This window comes from uncultured Aquincola sp. (assembly GCF_964001545.1).
In the GTDB taxonomy this organism is placed as follows: domain Bacteria; phylum Pseudomonadota; class Gammaproteobacteria; order Burkholderiales; family Burkholderiaceae_C; genus Aquincola.
Map to the genome: position 1 here is coordinate 1 of NZ_CAXFDV010000411.1, position 15,817 is coordinate 15,817.

Consider the following 15,817-nt stretch of genomic DNA (forward strand, 5'->3'; position numbering starts at 1 on the left):
CACTGGCCGCCGTGGCGCCGGTGCTCACGCCTTACCTCACCGACCTGCTGCTGAAGGTGATGATCCTGTCGATCTTCGCGCTCAGCCTGCAGCTCGTCGTCGGCATCACCGGCCTGGTCAGCCTGGGCCATGCGGCCTTCTATGGCATCGGTGCCTATGTCACGGTGCTGGCCTCGGGCGATGGCGGCGGCTCCATCGCCACGCTGCTGCCGCTGGCCATGGGCGGCGCGGCGGCCTATGCGCTGTTCGTCGGGCTGCTGGGGCTGCGCACCCGCGGCATCTACTTCATCATGGTCACGCTGGCCTTTGCGCAGATGGCCTACTTCGTGTTCCACGACACCGGCATCGGCGGCGGCAGCGACGGCATCTACCTGTACGTGCGGCCGGCGCTGGGCGCCATCGACCTGGAGGACCGGCGCACGCTGTACTTCGTGGTGCTGGCGGCGCTGGCCGGCACCTACGGGCTGCTGGCGCTGATCCGCCGCTCGCGCTTCGGCGCGGCGCTGGCCGGCATCCGCGTCAATGAGCAGCGCATGCGGGCCGCTGGCTTCAACACTTACCTGTACAAGTTGGCGGCCTTCGTCATCGGCGGTGCGCTGGCCGGGCTGGCGGGCTTTCTGGTGGCTTCGCGCGATGGCGTGGTCAACCCCGAGATGCTGGGCTGGCACACCTCGGGCGACGTGCTGCTGATGATCATCCTGGGCGGGCTGGGCAGCCTGCGGGGCGCGGTGATCGGCGCGGTGGCCTTCACGCTGCTGCGCGAAGTGCTGTCCACCCATGGCCTGGTGGGCCCGCTGGCCGACCACTGGCAGCTCACGCTGGGGCTGGCCATCATCGCTTTCGTGGCGCTGCTGCCCAAGGGCCTGATCGGCCTGATGGACCGGCTGTCGCCGCAATCGACCCCGAGAGGTGCTTGATGCAAGCCATGCTGCAGGTGGAAGGGCTGAGCCGCCGCTTCGGCGGGCTGCTGGCCGTGAGCGACGTGGCCCTGGACCTGCACGTGGGTCAGGTGCATGCGGTCATCGGCACCAACGGCGCCGGCAAGTCCACGCTCATCAACATGCTGTCGGGCGAGCTGGGTGCCAGCACCGGCCGCATCCGCTTCGATGGGCAGGACGTCACCGGCTGGTCGCAGCACCGGCGGGCGCGGGCGGGGGTGGGCCGCAGCTACCAGCGCACCACCATCTTTCCGGAGTTCACGGTGCGCGAAAACTGCCGCCTGGCCGCGCAGGCCGCCTTTGCGCGGCCTTGGGCGCTGTGGCAGGCGGCGACAGCCTGCGCGCGCAGCACTGCCGCGGCCCAGGCCGCGCTGGAAGCGGCCGGCCTGGCGCATGAGGCCGATCGCATCGCCGGCACGATGAGCCACGGCGCCAAGCGCCAGCTGGAAGTGGCCATGTGCCTGGCCACCGCGCCGCGTGTGCTGCTGCTGGACGAGCCGCTGGCCGGCATGGGCGCCGAAGAAACCGACCGCATGCTGGCGCTGCTGCAACGCCTGAAGGCCACGCATGCGGTGCTGCTGGTGGAGCACGACATGGACGCGGTGTTCCGCATCGCCGACCGCATCACGGTGATGGTCAACGGCTGCGTGATCGCCAGCGGCGACCCCGAGCACATCCGCCGCGACCCCGAGGTGCAGACGGCCTACCTGGGGGAGCATTGACGTGCTGAAGATCGAAAGCCTGAACACCTACTACGGCGACAGCCACATCCTGCGCGGCGTGGACGTGCAGGTGCCCGCCGCCACCGCCGTGGGCCTGCTGGGCCGCAACGGCATGGGCAAGACCACGCTCATCCGCTCGCTGATGGGCTATGTGAAGCCGGCCTCCGGCCGCGTGCTGGTGGACGGCAAGGACGTGACCGGCTGGGCGCCCGAGAAGATGGCGCGGCTGGGCATCGGCTACGTGCCTGAAGGGCGGGGCATCTTTCCCAACCTCTCGGTGCGAGAGAACCTGGTGATGGCCGAGCGCCCCGGCCTGGACGGCCGCAGGGCCTGGACCTTCGAGCGGGTGATGCACACCTTCCCGCGGCTGGCCGAGCGGCTGGGCCACGGCGGCCAGCAGCTGTCGGGCGGCGAGCAGCAGATGCTGTCCATCGGCCGCGCGCTGATGACCAACCCGCGGCTGATGATCCTGGACGAAGCCACCGAAGGCCTGGCGCCGCTGATCGTGGCCGAGATCTGGCGCGTGATCGGCGAGATCCGCGCCACCGGCATCGCCACGCTGATCGTCGACCGCGACTACCGCAAGGTGCTGGGCCACACCGAGCAGGCGGTGGTGATGCAAAAGGGCCGCATCGAGCTGGCCGGCGGCTCGGCCGCGCTGGCGGCCGACACCAGCCGGCTGGGCGAATTTTTGGGCGTGTGAGCGCGGCGCTTCAGCCGTCCAGCACCACCACCTGATCGGCCACCGGCTGCCACCAGAGCGCCTGCGCATCGGCCACCAGCACCGCCAGGCCGTGCTGGCGCAGCTCGCCCAGCCGCTGCACCAGGCGCTGCGCCAGCGCGGGCGCCAGCGCCTGCGTGGGCTCGTCCAGCAACAGCCAGCGGGGTGAGGCCACCAGGCCTTGCGCCAGCGCCAGCAGCCGGCGCTGCCCGCCGGACAGCGTGCCCGCCCGCTGCTGCCGGCAGGCCTGCAGTTCAGGCCACCACTGGGCGCTGCGCTGCAGCGCCTGCGACAGTGCAGCGGCCGGCAGGTGGCAGCCGGCGGCACGCAGGTTGTCCTGCACGCTCAAGCCCGGCAGCACCGGCGGCTGCGCCGGCACCAGCACCAGGCCACGGCGGCGGCGCTGGTCGGGCGGCAGGCCATCCACCCGTTGCTCGTGCAGCCACAGGCTGCCCTGCTGCAGCGGCTGCAGGCCGGCCAGCGCGGCCAGCAGTTCACCGGTGTCTGGCGTGCGGGTGGCGGTCAGCAGCACCAGCTGGCCGGGTGGCAGCCGCAGGTTCAACGGCGCGCTGCCGCCGGCGCGCAGGTCGCGGGCCTCCATCACAGGGTGGCTCCTGCACCGGCGCAGGCGGCGCGCACGCGGGCATCGGCCAGCACCTGGGCCGTGGGTCCGTGCGCCAGCAGACGGCCTTGCTGCAGCACCAGCACTTCTTCGCAGCAGCGCGCCACCAGGCGCAGGTCGTGTTCGACCAGCAGGGTCTGCGTGCCGGTATCGGCATGCACACGTTCCAGCCAGGCCGCCAACGCCGCGCGCTGGTGGGGCGGCAGGCCGGCGGCCGGTTCGTCCAGCAGCAGCAGCCGGGCACCGCCGGCCAGCGCCCGCGCCCAGGCCACGCGCCGGCGTTCGAAGCGGTCCAGCCTGCCGCAGGGGGCTTCACGCAGCGGCCACAGATCGGCCCCTTGCAGCGCCTGCTGCAGCGCGGCGGCCTTGTCGGCGCGCGACCCCGGCCGTGCATCCAGCGCCACGGCCACGTTGTCGGCCACGCTGCGCTCGGGCACCAGCGCGTCGTGCTGGAAGGCGCGGCGCAGCCCCGCCAGCGCGCGCTGGCGAGGGCTCAAGGGGTGCAGCGGCAGCTGGTCCAGCAGCAGGCGGGTGGCGGGCTGCACCGGCACCAGGCCGCTCAGTGCGTCCAGCAGGCTGCTTTTGCCCGCGCCGTTGGGCCCGATGAGGCCGACCACCGGCGCGCGCAACTCGGCGGTGACTTCGTCCAGCGCCACCAGGCCGCCAAAGCGCACGCCCAGCCGGTGCAGCGAGATCATGGCCGGCCCCGCACCGGCGGGCGCGGGGCGCGCCTGGGCCAACGAAACCGCCAGGCCATGCGTGCCAGCGTTTGCAGTTGCACCACCAGGCCCTGCGGCGCGGTGGCCAGCGCATGCATCAGGGCCAGGCCGAACAGCAGCAGGGCCAGCTGCGCATCCAGCCCCAGACTGGCCAGTGCGCCGGGCACCACCCGGTGCAGCACCCCGGCCAGCAGCGGCCCCGCCGCAGCCTGTGGCCCGGCGATCACCGTGGTGGCCAGCAGCACGATGGATTCGCCGGGCGCGAAGGAGCGGGGGTCCAGCGTGCCCAGCTGCAGCGCCAGCAGGCTGCCGGCCAGCCCGGCGGTGGCCGCGCACCAGGCCAGCGCCTGCAGCCGCCTCAGGTTCACCGGCACTGCACAGGCCAGCGCGGCGGCGGGGCTTTCGCGCATCAGGGCCCAGGCCCGACCGGGTGCGCCACGCACCATCGCCCCTTGCAGCGCCAGGCAGGCCCACAGCAGCAAGGCGGCGCCTCGCAGCAGCGCGGCATCGCCCGCCCACCCCGCGGGCCGCGCCATCGGCACCATGCCGGGGCCGTAGCCGGCCAGGCCGTCGGAGCCGCCGTTGGGAAACTGCAGCGCGTGGATCACCACGCCGAAGGCGCCCGCCAGCATCAGGCTGGCCAGCGCAAAGCCCAGGCCGCGCAGCCGCAGCAGCGGCAGGCCCACCAGCGCGCCGGCCAGCGCGGTGCCCAGCGTGGCAACCCCCAGGCACATGCCCACCGGCCAGCCGGTGCCGTGCCACAGGCGCAGGCACAGCCAGCCGCCCACGCCCATCCACGCCACCTGGGCCAGCTGCACCAGGCCCAGCTGTGCCTGCAGCAAGGCCACGCCGCAGGCTGCCATGGCGTAGATCACGGCCGCCGTCCATACCTGCAGCCAGTAACCGCCCAGCAGCGCCGGCAGCAGGGCGATGGCCAGCGCCGGCCCCAGCAGGCGGCGCACGGTCGGCCCCGCCGCGGGCCACGCGACCGACCATCGGCCAGCCGCCGCATCGGCGGCCGGGGCAACGGGCACCTTCGGCAGGGGCCCTGTCAGGGCCCGGCGGCGTGGCCGCCGCCAGCCGCGCCAGCGCACCGCGGCCAGCGCGCGCGCCACTTCCACCAGCAGCGCCAGTGCAAACGGCACCGCAGCGCGAAACGGGCTGGCCGCGGGCCACTGGGTGGCCCAGGCTTCGGCCACGCCGATGGCCAGGCCCGCCGCCAGCGTGGCCGGCCAGGCGTGCAGCCGGCCCACCACCGCTGCCGCCAGCGCCGGCACCACCAGGAAAGTGAGGGTGCCGGCATCCAGCCGCACCAGGTGGCCCAGCAGCAGGCCGGCGATGCCGCACAGCAGGCCGCTCCAGGCCCAGGCCAGTTGCTCTGCGCGTTGCACCGGCACCCCCAGCAGCCGCGCATGGGCGCGGTGGTCGGCCAGTGCACGCCAGGCCAGCCCCAGGCGGCTGCAGGCCAGCAGCCAGCCGGTGCCGCCGGCCGCCAGCACCGCCACGGCCAGCGCCAGCAACCGGCTGCTCGTGAGCCGCAGGCCCGGCCACTGCAGCACCAGCGCATCGGTGGGCAGCAGCAGCCGGCGCGGCGCGGGTGGCCAGGCCCAGCCCACGGCGCCCAGCAGCGCCAGCGCCAGGCCCAGGGTGCCCAGGGCCTGCAGCACCGGCTCGCGCGCCGCCAGTCGCGGCGCCACGGCATGGCCGTACAGCAGCGCCACGGCGGTGGCGGCGCCCACCGCCACCGCCGCGGCCGGCAGGCCCACCGGTCCGGGCGCGGCCAGCTGCCAGGCCAGCAGCGCCGCCAGCGCCCCCAGGGCACCCTGCGCCAGGTTGAGCACGCCGGTGCTGCGGTACAGCAGCAGCAGCGCCACGCCGGCCAGCGCGTACACCGCGCCCAGGGCCAGGCCCGAGATCCACAGGGCGCCCGCGGGCATGGCCGGCCCCGCTCAGCGCCGGGCGATGCCCTGGCGCCGCTCCGAGGCCTGGATGGGCGCCAGGTAGTCCGACTCGGTGTCGAAGCAGCCGGCCACCGTCTCGTAGCCGCTGCCGGTGTAGCGCAGCATGATGCCGGCGTGGTTGGGCATGTGGCGGTCGCCATCGCCGAAGTACCAGGGCCGGCACAGCAGGTCGCTGCGGTGGTCGCGCACCGCGCGCAGCGCCCGCGTCACGGCCCGGCGGCTGTCCAGGTCGCGTGGGTTCATCTGCAGCAGCGCGGCGGTGAAGATGTCGGCCGCCACGAAGCCCGCCTGCGAGAAGGTGTCGCGCCGCTGGGTGGCCAGCGCGTCGCTGCTGCCCCAGCCTTGCATCACCGCGCGCCAGCGGCGGGCGTCGGGGCCGTCGCCGTCCAGCCGGGTGAGTTCGGCATGCACGTACAGCCGGTTCGCCCAGTAGCGGCCCAGCGCCGCGGGCACCTGGTCGTCGTACAGCGGCGTGGGCGCGATCCAGCGGTAGCGCTCGCCCAGGTCCTGCTCCTGCGCGGCCTGCAGCAGCGGCAGCGCCAGGCCGGCGGGCAGGTTCACCAGCAGCGTGTCGGCGCCGGTGGCGCGCGCCTGCAGCAGCACCGACGTGAAGTCGGCGCTGGCCGCGTCGAACAGCACCGCCTGGCTGCGCAGGCCGCGGCCGGCCAGCCAGCGCTGCACCGCGTCGCAGGTCCAGTGGCCGCCGCCCGGGGTGTTGACGCTGATGCACGCCACCGAACGTGTACCCAGGCTGCGCACCGCCCACTGCACCGCGCCCAGGTTGCTGGGCAGCGGCCCGCCGTTGGTGGAGACGATGTTGCGCGACTCGAAACACTCCTGCACCGCGCAGGCCGCGGCGATGACCACCACGCCCTGCTGCTCGTACAGGCGGGCGTTGACGCGCATTTCCACCAGGCTGCCGTTGCCCACCAGCGCCAGCACCTGGCGGTCCGTCACCAGGCGGGCGGCGGCCTGGGCGGCACGCTCGGCATTCCACTGGTCGTCTTCGATCAGGTACTGCACCGGCCGGCCATGGATGCCGCCATGCTGGTTGACGCAGCGGAAGTACGCGCGCGCCGCACCGGCCGACGAGCTGAAGTCGTCTGGCCCGGTCTTGCCCACGATGGCCCCCACCCGCAGCGGCGCACCCTGCGCGGGCGGGCCGCCGCTGGCGCGGCACGGTGGCGGCGCCGCCATCGCGGCCACCGGCCCCGCGGCCAGGGCAAACAGCAGCACGAACGTGCGGTGGCGGGCGCGGGCGGTAAAGGCCATGGTGATCCCCCAGACACAATTGACATCAATTGGTCAAGCCCTGTCAGCTCGATCAATGTCGCCATTTGCAAATTCATCTTCCTCCATTTGAGGGGGAGTTGCCAGTATTCTTGAGGCGCCCCGCCCCGCGCCGATGAGCACCGACTACACCGCTGCCGAAACGCTCCACGACAGCCTGTCGACCCAGGTGTTTCGGGGCAGCGCGCCCGCCGTGGCCAGCCAGCTGGTGCTGCTCAAGGTGCCGCACCCCGACTCCGCCACGCCCGAGGCGGCCACCCGCCTGCGCGACGAACATGCGCTGATGCTGGGCCTGCAGGGCCCGCACGTGCCGCAGCCGCTGGCGGTGCTGGACGACGGCGGCCAGGCGGTGCAGGTGCTGCAGGACGTGGACGGCCGCCCGCTGTCCGAGCTGATCTGCAGCCCGCAACCCTGTCCGCTGGCGCAGTTCTTCACCGTCGCCGAAAGCCTGGCCGAGGCGCTGGACGACCTGCACCGCCAGAAGGTGATCCACGGCGGCCTGCACCCGGGCCACGTGCTGGTGGGCGACCACGGCCAGGTCTGGCTGCTCGACTTCTCGCGCGCGGTGCGCCTGCAGCGCGACTACCCCGACGACTTGGCCACCGAGCTGCCCGCCTGGCTGCTGCCTTATGCCTCGCCCGAGCAGACGGGCCGCATGAACCGCACCGTGGACAGCCGCAGCGACCTCTACGGCGCGGGCGTGATGCTCTACCAGCTGCTCACCGGCCGGTTGCCCTTCCAGGCGGCCGATGCGCTGGAGTGGGTGCACTGCCACCTGGCGCGCGAGCCCCGCTCGCCCGACGCGGTGGTGCCCGGCGTGCCGCATGCGCTGGCGCAGCTGGTGATGAAGCTGCTGGCCAAGCTGCCCGAGCGCCGCTACCAGACCGCCAACGGCCTGCGCGCCGACCTGGCCCTGTGCCGGCAGGCCTGGGAGCAGGGCCGCATCGACGACACGCTGGTGCTGGGCCGGGCCGATGTGTCCGACCGCTTCGAGCTGCCCGAAGTGCTGGTGGGCCGCGACGACGAGCGCACGGCGCTGCTGTCAGCCTTCCACCGCGTGGCCGCGGGCGGCCCGCGCCAGGTGGTGCTGGTCACCGGCGAGGCGGGCGTGGGCAAGAGCTCGCTGGTGTCCGAGCTGCGCTCGGCCGTGGCGTTGGAGGGCGGCAGCTTCTGCGTGGCCAAGGCCGACCCCTACGTGCGCGGCATTCCGCATGCGGTGTTCGGCATGGCGCTGGGGCCGCTGGTGCAGCGCATGCTCACCGGCAGTGCCGCCGAACTCACGCAGTGGCGCCAGCGGCTGGAACGGGCCCTGGGCGCCGATGCGGCGGCGGTGGCCGAGGTCGTGCCGGCCCTGCGCTGGGTGATGGGCGCGGTGCCCGAACCCCCCGGCCTGCCGGCCGAGCAGGCCGCCCGCCGCCTGCAGGACGCGTTGCAGCGCCTGGTGGGCGTGCTGGCCACGGCCGAGCATCCGCTGGTGCTGTTCTTCGACGACCTGCACTGGCTGGACGTCGGCAGCCTGGGCCTGCTGGCCGCCTTGTGCGACGCGCCCCAGTCGCGCCATGTGCTGGTGGTGGGCGCCAGCCGGCCCATCGGGCCGCAGGGCATTGCGTCGGCGGTGGTGGTGGAGGCTGCCTTTGCCCGCCGCGGCGTGCCGGTGACGGTGCTGCCGCTGCGCTCGCTCGAGCGGGGCGACGTGGTGCGCATCGTGGCCGGTGCGCTGCACCGGCACGACGGGCTGGTGCAGTCGCTGGGCGCACTGGTGCATGCGCGCACCGATGGCAATCCGCAGTTCGTCGGCCAGTTCCTGACGGCGCTGCACCAGGACGGCCTGCTGCAGTTCGACGCCCAGGCCGGGCACTGGCATGGCGAGCTGGCGCGCATCACCCAGCGCGGATTCACCGACAACGTGGTGGACCTGATGCTGGCGCGCCTGCGCCGCCTGCCCGAGGCCAGCCGCCAGGCGCTGGCTTTGGCGGCCTTGCTGGGCAGCCCCTTCCGCCTCAACGTGCTGGCCCGTGTGGCCGGCCTGACCGAAGGCCAGGCCGAGGCCGCGCTGTGGCCCGCGCTGCAGGCCGGCCTGGTGGCCCGCGGCACGCCGCAGTGGCGCTTCCTGCACGACCGCGCGCAGGAAGCCGCGCAGGAGCTGACGCCTGCCGACGCACGGCCGGCGCTGCATGTGCGCATCGCGCGCTCACTGCGCGCCGACGCCGCGGCCGAAGGCCTGGTGGAAGGCGACGACCGGCTCTATGCCATCGTCACGCAGTTCAACCATGGGCTGGCGGCCCTCACCGACGAGGCCGAGCGGCTGTCGGTGGCGGCGCTCAACCTGCAGGCCGGCGCCCGCGCCTATGGCGCCACCGCCTACGTGGCCGCCATCGCCTACCTGCGCGCCGGTCTGGCGCTGCTGCCGGCCGACCCCTGGCCCAGCCAGCCCGCGCTGGCCAGCGCGCTGCTGCGCCTGCTGGCGCGCTGCGAGGCACAGCGCCAGTGCTTCGACGAGGCCGAACGCCTGGCCCGCCGGGTGCTGGCGCAGCGGCGCCCGCCGGCCGAGCGGCTGGACGCGCACCAGGTGCTGATCGAGGTGTGCGTGGCCCGCGGCCACTACCAGCAGGCCGAGCAGGTGGCCATCGCCAGCCTGGCCGAGCTGGGCCTGCCCTTGCCCGCCCAGCCGCAGGCGGCCCAGGTGCGGCAGGCCTGGCAGGCCTTGCAGGCGCGGCTGGGCGACCGGCCCGTGGTCAGCCTGGCCGAGCTGCCGCAGATGATGCAGCCCGAGGCGCTGCTGCTGCTGCGCGGCATCGACGGTGCGCTGCGGCTGCTGGTGTTCCTCGACAAGCAGCTGCTGGCGCTGCTGCTCATCCGCCTGGTGCACCTGCTGCTGGACCATGGCCAGGCCCGCGCCAGTGCGCCGGGGCTGGCCTACTTCGGCTGGGTGCTGGCCGGCCACCTCGGCGAGCCCGCGGCGGGCGAGGCCTTCGGCTACCTTGCGCAGACCATGGCCGAGGCCGCCCACGGCGGCAACGATCTGGGGCGCATCGCCTTCTGGCGCGGGCTCATCGCCATGTGGTGCCGGCCCTGGCAGGAGGTGGTGCGCCGCCTGCAGCAGGCGCTGGACAGCGCCCGCGCCGAGGGCGACCTGGGCACCGCCTGCTTTGCCTGCGGGCACCTGGTGACCACGCTGCTGTTCGCCGGCCGGCCGGTGGACGAGGTGGTGGCGCGGGCCGAAGAGCTGCTGCCCCAGGTGCAGCGCGCCCGCTTCCCCGACCTGGCCGAAGACCTGATCTCGCTGCGCGACGCCGCCTGCCGGCTGCGCGGCGACCCGATCCCCGCCACGCCGCCGGTGCTGGTGCCCGACACCGAGCTGGCGCCGGCCGCCGCCGGCGAACTGCGTGCGGCCTTCGTGGCGCTGCGGCGCCTGATGGTGGACTGCGTGCTGGGCGACCTGCCTTCGGCCCGTCTGCAGGCCCGGCGGGCCGATGCCTCGCGGGCGGCCGTCAAGGGCACGCTGCTGGAGCACCTGCACGTGGTGTACGGCGCGCTGGCCCTGGCCGGCGACCAGGACACCGCCACCCCCGCCGACAGCGCCGCGCTCGACGCGGCAGTGCAGCAGGTCGAGCACTGGGCCCGCCACAACCCCGATGCCTTCGGCCCCTGGCGCAGCCTGCTGCAGGCCGAGCGCCAGCGCCTGGGCGGCGACGCGCTGCAGGCGCTGGCCGGCTTCGAGGCGGCGGCCCGGCAGGCCGCGGCGCTGGGCCTGCCGCATGTGCAGGCCTTGTCGATGGAGCGCGCCGCGCGCGTCGCCGGCCAGCTGCAGCTGCCCACGGCGGCCGAAGCCTGCCGGCAGGCTGCCATCGCCGCCTATGAACGCTGGGGTGCCTGGGCCAAGCTGCGGCGGCTGGATGCCGCGGTGATCGACCGCATCAGCCGCGGGCAGGCCCAGGCCGCCGCGTTGCCGCACCGCCTGCCGCTGCCCGCCGAACCCGAGGCGCGGCCGATGCCGCTGGACACGCTGGCATTGGTCAAGGCCACGCAGGCACTGTCCAGCCGCATCACGCGCGACGAACTGCTGGGCACGCTGATGCGCCTGGTGATCGAGCAGGCCGGTGCGCAGTCGGGTGCGCTGCTGCTGGTGGACGCGCGCGAGCGCCAGTCGCCCCTGCTGCTGGCGGCCACCGCGCAGGTTCGGCTGCACGACATCGACGTGCAGCTGCGGCCCGACGACAGCGCCCGCCAGCGGCTGCCGCACCGCATGCTGGCCTTCGTGCAGCGCAGCCGCGAAACCGTGCTGCTGGGCGACACCCACCCGCCGCACACCTTCGAGCGTGATGCCTACCTGCTGGCGCACCAGCCGGCCTCGGCCCTGTGCCTGCCCATCCAGCACCGCGCCACGCTCACCGGCGTGCTGTACCTGGAGCACCGCAGCGTGCCGCGCCTGTTCACGCGTGAGCGGCTGGGCGTGCTCAACCAGCTGGCGGTGCAGGCCGCCATCTCGCTGGAAAACGCCTGGGTGGTCGAGCAGCTGCGCGGCCTCAATGCCGAGCTGGAGCAGCGCGTGGCCCAGCGCACCGCCGCGCTGCAGACCGCGATGGAAGCGGCCGATGCCGCCAACCGCGCCAAGACGGCCTTTCTGGCCAACATGAGCCATGAGATCCGCACGCCGATGAACGCGGTGCTGGGCATGGCCTACCTGGCGCTGCACAGCGGGCTGAACGAGCGGCAGCGCAACTACGTGCAGAAGATCCAGACCTCGGCCACGCTGCTGCTGTCGCTGGTCGACGACATCCTCGATTTCTCAAAGGTGGAGGCCGGTCGCGTGGAGATCGAACAAACCGTGTTTGCACTGGCCGACGTGCTGGGCCAGGCCCAGGACATCGTCGGCGTGCGTGCGGCGCAAAAGGGCCTGGGGCTGAGCTTTCCGATGGCCGGGCCGGTGCCCACACACCTGGTGGGCGACCCGCTGCGGCTGGGGCAGGTGCTCATCAACCTGTGCAACAACGCCGTCAAGTTCACCGAGCAGGGCGAGGTGAGCTGCAGCATCCAGGCGCTGCCCACCCCCGAGCCGGCCATGGTGCAGCTGCGCTTCAGCGTGCGCGACACCGGCATCGGCATGACGCCCGAGCAGCGCGCGCTGCTGTTCAAGCCCTTCAGCCAGGCCGATGGTTCCACCTCGCGCCGCTATGGCGGCACCGGGCTGGGGCTGGCCATCTCGCAGCGGCTGGTGCAGCTGATGGGCGGGCAGATCGAGGTGGACAGCCAGCCCGGCGTGGGCAGCTGCTTCTGGTTCGAGCTGCGCCTGGGCGTGGCCGAAGCGGTGCCCACCGCCACGGACCACGAGCTGCCGCAGGAGCCTGCATCGCTGCTGGGGCTGCGCGTGCTGCTGGTGGAAGACAACGAGATCAACCAGGAGCTGGCGCTGGAGCTGCTGCGCAATGCCGGCATCGAGCCCACCGTGGCCGCCAACGGCCAGGAAGCGCTGCGCTGCCTGGAACAACACGCCTTCGACGGCGTGCTGATGGATTGCCAGATGCCGGTGATGGATGGCTTCGAGGCCACGCGCCTGCTGCGCGCCGATGCCCGCTGGCGCCGGCTGCCGGTGATCGCGATGACCGCCAGCGCCCGCGCCATCGACCGTGCCGAGGCACTGGCCGCCGGCATGGACGACCACATCGCCAAGCCGATCGACGTGGAGGTGCTCTACAGCACCATCGGCCGCTGGATGAGGCCTGTCAAACCGGCTTGACCTGCCCCCAGGGAGCACCCGCCCTTGGGACGGCCCGGCGGGCGGGCCACGCGCTTTCAGCGCGGGCGCGGGCCGCCCGGCTTGCCGCCGCCGGGCCGGCCACCCGGGCGGCCACCACGGCCGCCTTCGCCGCCAGGGCGCGGGCCACGGGCACCTTCGCCACCAGGCCGCGGACCGCGGCCGGGTGCGCCTTCGCGCCGCGGGCCGCCGCGCTCGCCGCCCGCGCCTTCCGGCCGGGGGCCGCGCTCGTTGCGGCCCGAGCCGAAGTCGCCACGGCCACCAAAGCCTTCGCGGCGGGGCGGCTGGGCCGCGCGTTCGGCGGCTTCCTTGCGGGCCACTTCCAGCAGGCTGTCCAGCGACTCGGGCGCAATGCCCTTGAGCGCGCAGAAGTTGGCCGGCGTCAGTGTGGTGTGCTCGAAGGCCCACAGCAGGTCGGCGCGTTCGCGGCGGCCTTGCTCTTCCTGCTCGCGCCGGTTCTGCTGGTTGGCGCGGCGGCGGGCCAGCTCTTCATTGGCGGCGTTGCGGTGTTCTTCGCTCAGCTCGCCGGCGGGCTGGCCGTCGAGGTCGAAGCGTTCCTTCGACTTGCTCAGCGCGATCAGGTACGAGGTGCTGCCGGTATGCCGGTGCAGGAAGATCGACAGCACCCGCTTGCTGAAGACACCCGGCGCACGCTGCTGGATGTCGGCCTGGATGCGCAGCTTCAGCGGCTTGGGGTGGCGGCCGAACAAGGCCGGAAAGCGCTTGGCCAGCTCGGCCGCACATTGTGCGGGCGACAGCTCGGCAGCCTTGCCGGCCGGCTGGGCCGGTGCGGCTTCAGCGGCTGCCGGCGCAGCATCGGCGGGGGCTTCAGCAGCATCCGCGGATGCTGCTTCGGCGGGTGCCTGGGCGGGCTCGGTGGCCTCGGCGGCTGGCGCGGTCACCGGCGCGTTGGCCGGTGCCTGCGCCTGCTCCGGCGCGGCAGCTTCCGCCGCGGCGGGGGTCTGTGCGGGGCTGTCGGCCGGCGGCACGGGGATGTGGTCAGGGGCTTGAGAGGTCATCGGCAGTGGCGTCGGTCAGATCGGCGCAAGGGCCGGATTGTGCCTGCCGCGCAATCACCGCACGCGCTGGATCTCGAAGCCGCGCTCGGTCATCGTGGCCAGGATGGTGTCCACATGGGCATCGCCGCGCGTCTGCACCACCACCTCGATCTGCGCCCGTTCCACCGGCAACGAGCTGAAGGCGCGGTTGTGCTGCACCTCCTCGATGTTGGCGCCCAGCTCGCTGAGCATCTGGGCCACGGTGGCCAGCGTGCCCGGCACGTCGCGCACGTTGATGCGCAGCCGCACCAGCCGGCCCGACTTGACCATGCCGCGGTGGATGATTTCGGCCAGCAGCAGCGGCTCGATGTTGCCGCCCGACAGCACCAGCCCCACCTTGCGGCCGATGAAGTGCTCGCGGTGCGCCAGCAGCGCAGCCAGGCCCACGGCGCCCGCGCCTTCCACCACCGTCTTCTCGATCTCCAGCAGCATCAGGATGGCCTGCTCGATGGTGTCTTCGCTCACCAGCACCACGTCGTCCACCAGCTGGTGGATCAGGGGCACCGTCAAGGCCCCTGGCGAGCTGACGCCGATGCCATCGGCGATGGTGGTCTGCGCAAAGCCTCGCTGCTCGCCCTTCTTGGCATTGAACACGGCCGGAAAGCGCTCGGTCTGCACGCCCACGATGCGCATGTGCGGCCGCACCGCCCGTGCCGCCACCGCAATGCCGCCGATGAGCCCGCCACCACCGATGGACACCACCAGCGTGTCGATGTCGGGCTGCTGCTGCAGCATCTCCAGCCCCAGCGTGCCCTGGCCGGCGGCAATGGCCAGGTCGTCATACGGGTGCACCACGGTCAACCCGCGGTCCTTGGCCAGCTGCAGGCCATGGGCGCGGGCCTGGTCGAAGGTGTCGCCCTCCAGCACCACGTTGGCCCCGAAGCGGCGGGTGTTGTCCACCTTCACCGCCGGCGCAAAGCGTGGCATCACGATGGTGGCCGGCAGGCCCAGCCGCTGCGCGTGGTAGGCCACGCCTTGGGCATGGTTGCCGGCGCTCACGGCCAGCACGCCGCGGGCCTTCTCGTCGTCGCTCAGCTGGGCCAGCTTGTTCAGCGCGCCGCGTTCCTTGAAGGAGGCGGTGAACTGCAGGTTCTCGAACTTCAGGTACACGTCGCAGCCGGTGATGGCCGACAGCGTGCGTGAAGGAACGCAGGGCGTTTCCAGCACATGGCCACGCAGCCGGTCGGCCGCGGCAAGGATGTCCTGGACGGTGATCGGGGGCGGGGTGAGGGGCTGCATGCCGCAATGATCGCAGGCTTGCGGCATGCAGCTTGCCGACCGCCCGGCACCGGCCGTGCCACTGCAGGGCCGCCGCCAGGAGACGTCATGGAAAGCCGAGCCAAGGTGCTGGGGCACCCCGTGCATCAGATGCTGATCGTGTTCCCGCTGGGGCTGCTGGCCACGTCGGTGATGTTCGACATCGGCTGGCTCATCAGGGACCGCGCCGACCTGGCCATGGTGGCCTGGTGGCTGATCGTGGGGGGCGTGATCGGCGCGTTGGTGGCCACGCCCTTCGGCACCATCGACTGGCTGGCCATCCCGCGAGGAACGCGCGCGCGGCGCGTGGGCGCGCTGCACGGGCTGGGCAACGGGGGGGTGGTGCTGCTGTTCGCGGCCAGTGCCTGGCTGCGGGGTGAGTACGGCGTCGAGCCTTCGGCGCTGGCGTTGGGCCTGTCGTTCGCCGGGGTGGCGCTGTCGCTGGTCACCGCCTGGCTGGGCAGCGAGCTGGTCGACCGGCTGGGGGTGGGCGTGTCGCCCGGGGCGGGGCTGGATGCGCCCAGTTCGCTGCACGGCGAGCTGCCGCCGCGCCGTGCCTGATGCCGCATCAGGCGGCCCGCACTAGGGCGTTCAGAACGCGAAGGGCGAGTCCTCGAAGCGCTCGCGCCACTCCTGCCGCAGTAGGCTGAACAGCTGCTCGGCGTCGATCGGCTTGCTCAGCTTGTGGTCGAAGGCCTGGGCATCGGCCGGGTAGGCCGAGCTGAGGCCGGTGATGCCGATGATCACCCGGCGCATCGCATGTTCATTGACCCG

At 73.3% G+C, this 15,817-nt stretch carries 12 protein-coding genes; 5 read left to right on the forward strand and 7 right to left on the reverse strand.

Features of this window, described 5'->3' with window-relative positions; translation table 11 throughout:
* Window positions 1–2: 2 nt before the first annotated feature.
* Genes ABNT58_RS14010 through ABNT58_RS14020 form a run of 3 tightly spaced genes read left to right on the forward strand, consistent with a single transcriptional unit; the run spans window position 3 to window position 2,363 of the window.
* A complete protein-coding gene (locus ABNT58_RS14010) occupies window positions 3–917 on the forward strand; it encodes a branched-chain amino acid ABC transporter permease (protein WP_348754078.1) in 915 nt (304 codons plus the stop codon).
* A complete protein-coding gene (locus ABNT58_RS14015; RefSeq protein ID WP_348754079.1) occupies window positions 917–1,660 on the forward strand; it encodes an ABC transporter ATP-binding protein in 744 nt (247 codons plus the stop codon). Before ABNT58_RS14010 ends, ABNT58_RS14015 begins: the two co-directional genes overlap by 1 nt.
* 1 nt (window position 1,661) lies before the next feature.
* On the forward strand, window positions 1,662–2,363 hold the full coding sequence (locus tag ABNT58_RS14020; protein WP_348754080.1) for an ABC transporter ATP-binding protein: 702 nt from the start codon (window positions 1,662–1,664) through the stop codon (window positions 2,361–2,363).
* Between the two features lie 10 nt (window positions 2,364–2,373).
* Here ABNT58_RS14020 and ABNT58_RS14025 read toward each other — a convergent pair whose 3' ends face one another.
* From ABNT58_RS14025 to ABNT58_RS14040, 4 genes are read right to left on the reverse strand one after another with little or no spacing between them, the layout of a single operon-like run.
* Complete coding sequence (locus tag ABNT58_RS14025) at window positions 2,374–2,982, reverse strand: ATP-binding cassette domain-containing protein (protein ID WP_348754081.1); 609 nt, start codon at window positions 2,980–2,982, stop codon at window positions 2,374–2,376.
* The gene (locus ABNT58_RS14030) at window positions 2,982–3,701 is read right to left on the reverse strand and encodes an ATP-binding cassette domain-containing protein (protein ID WP_348754082.1); all 720 of its coding nucleotides are present in this window, start codon (window positions 3,699–3,701) and stop codon (window positions 2,982–2,984) included. Before ABNT58_RS14030 ends, ABNT58_RS14025 begins: the two co-directional genes overlap by 1 nt.
* Entirely contained in the window at window positions 3,698–5,659 is a 1,962-nt protein-coding gene (locus tag ABNT58_RS14035; RefSeq protein WP_348754083.1) for a hypothetical protein, read from the reverse strand. The genes ABNT58_RS14030 and ABNT58_RS14035 overlap by 4 nt, the downstream gene beginning before the upstream one ends.
* Before the next feature lie 12 nt (window positions 5,660–5,671).
* On the reverse strand, window positions 5,672–6,955 hold the full coding sequence (locus tag ABNT58_RS14040; RefSeq protein ID WP_348754084.1) for an ABC transporter substrate-binding protein: 1,284 nt from the start codon (window positions 6,953–6,955) through the stop codon (window positions 5,672–5,674).
* 133 nt (window positions 6,956–7,088) lie between these two features.
* Here ABNT58_RS14040 and ABNT58_RS14045 point away from each other — a divergent pair, with 133 nt between their 5' ends.
* Window positions 7,089–12,710 carry an AAA family ATPase gene (locus tag ABNT58_RS14045; protein ID WP_348754085.1) on the forward strand — a complete coding sequence of 1,874 codons (5,622 nt, stop codon included), beginning with the start codon at window positions 7,089–7,091 and terminating at the stop codon, window positions 12,708–12,710.
* Window positions 12,711–12,766: 56 nt separating this feature from the next.
* Here ABNT58_RS14045 and ABNT58_RS14050 read toward each other — a convergent pair whose 3' ends face one another.
* Both ABNT58_RS14050 and ABNT58_RS14055 read right to left on the reverse strand, forming a co-directional pair.
* Window positions 12,767–13,747: a ProQ/FinO family protein gene (locus ABNT58_RS14050; RefSeq protein ID WP_348754086.1), complete on the reverse strand. Its 981-nt coding sequence runs from the start codon at window positions 13,745–13,747 to the stop codon at window positions 12,767–12,769.
* Window positions 13,748–13,801: 54 nt separating this feature from the next.
* Entirely contained in the window at window positions 13,802–15,025 is a 1,224-nt protein-coding gene (locus ABNT58_RS14055; RefSeq protein WP_348754087.1) for a threonine ammonia-lyase, read from the reverse strand.
* Window positions 15,026–15,112: 87 nt separating this feature from the next.
* Here ABNT58_RS14055 and ABNT58_RS14060 point away from each other — a divergent pair, with 87 nt between their 5' ends.
* Window positions 15,113–15,604 carry a DUF2231 domain-containing protein gene (locus ABNT58_RS14060; RefSeq protein WP_348754088.1) on the forward strand — a complete coding sequence of 164 codons (492 nt, stop codon included), beginning with the start codon at window positions 15,113–15,115 and terminating at the stop codon, window positions 15,602–15,604.
* A gap of 30 nt (window positions 15,605–15,634) precedes the next feature.
* On the opposite strand, the gene ABNT58_RS14065 is transcribed toward ABNT58_RS14060, so the two are convergent.
* Window positions 15,635–15,817, reverse strand: a 183-nt coding sequence (locus tag ABNT58_RS14065; protein WP_348754089.1) for a hypothetical protein, incomplete at its 5' end; no start/stop codon positions are given.

Excerpts from the sequence above, each read along its gene's own strand:
- ABNT58_RS14015 (WP_348754079.1), top strand. The coding sequence starts at position 917 with ATGCAAGCCATGCTGCAGGTGGAAGGGCTGAGCCGCCGCTTCGGCGGG.
- ABNT58_RS14025 (WP_348754081.1), bottom strand. The coding sequence starts at position 2,982 with ATGGAGGCCCGCGACCTGCGCGCCGGCGGCAGCGCGCCGTTGAACCTG.
- ABNT58_RS14030 (WP_348754082.1), bottom strand. The coding sequence starts at position 3,701 with ATGATCTCGCTGCACCGGCTGGGCGTGCGCTTTGGCGGCCTGGTGGCG.
- ABNT58_RS14035 (WP_348754083.1), bottom strand. The coding sequence starts at position 5,659 with ATGCCCGCGGGCGCCCTGTGGATCTCGGGCCTGGCCCTGGGCGCGGTG.
- ABNT58_RS14040 (WP_348754084.1), bottom strand. The coding sequence starts at position 6,955 with ATGGCCTTTACCGCCCGCGCCCGCCACCGCACGTTCGTGCTGCTGTTT.
- ABNT58_RS14045 (WP_348754085.1), top strand. The coding sequence starts at position 7,089 with ATGAGCACCGACTACACCGCTGCCGAAACGCTCCACGACAGCCTGTCG.
- ABNT58_RS14050 (WP_348754086.1), bottom strand. The coding sequence starts at position 13,747 with ATGACCTCTCAAGCCCCTGACCACATCCCCGTGCCGCCGGCCGACAGC.
- ABNT58_RS14055 (WP_348754087.1), bottom strand. The coding sequence starts at position 15,025 with ATGCAGCCCCTCACCCCGCCCCCGATCACCGTCCAGGACATCCTTGCC.
- ABNT58_RS14060 (WP_348754088.1), top strand. The coding sequence starts at position 15,113 with ATGGAAAGCCGAGCCAAGGTGCTGGGGCACCCCGTGCATCAGATGCTG.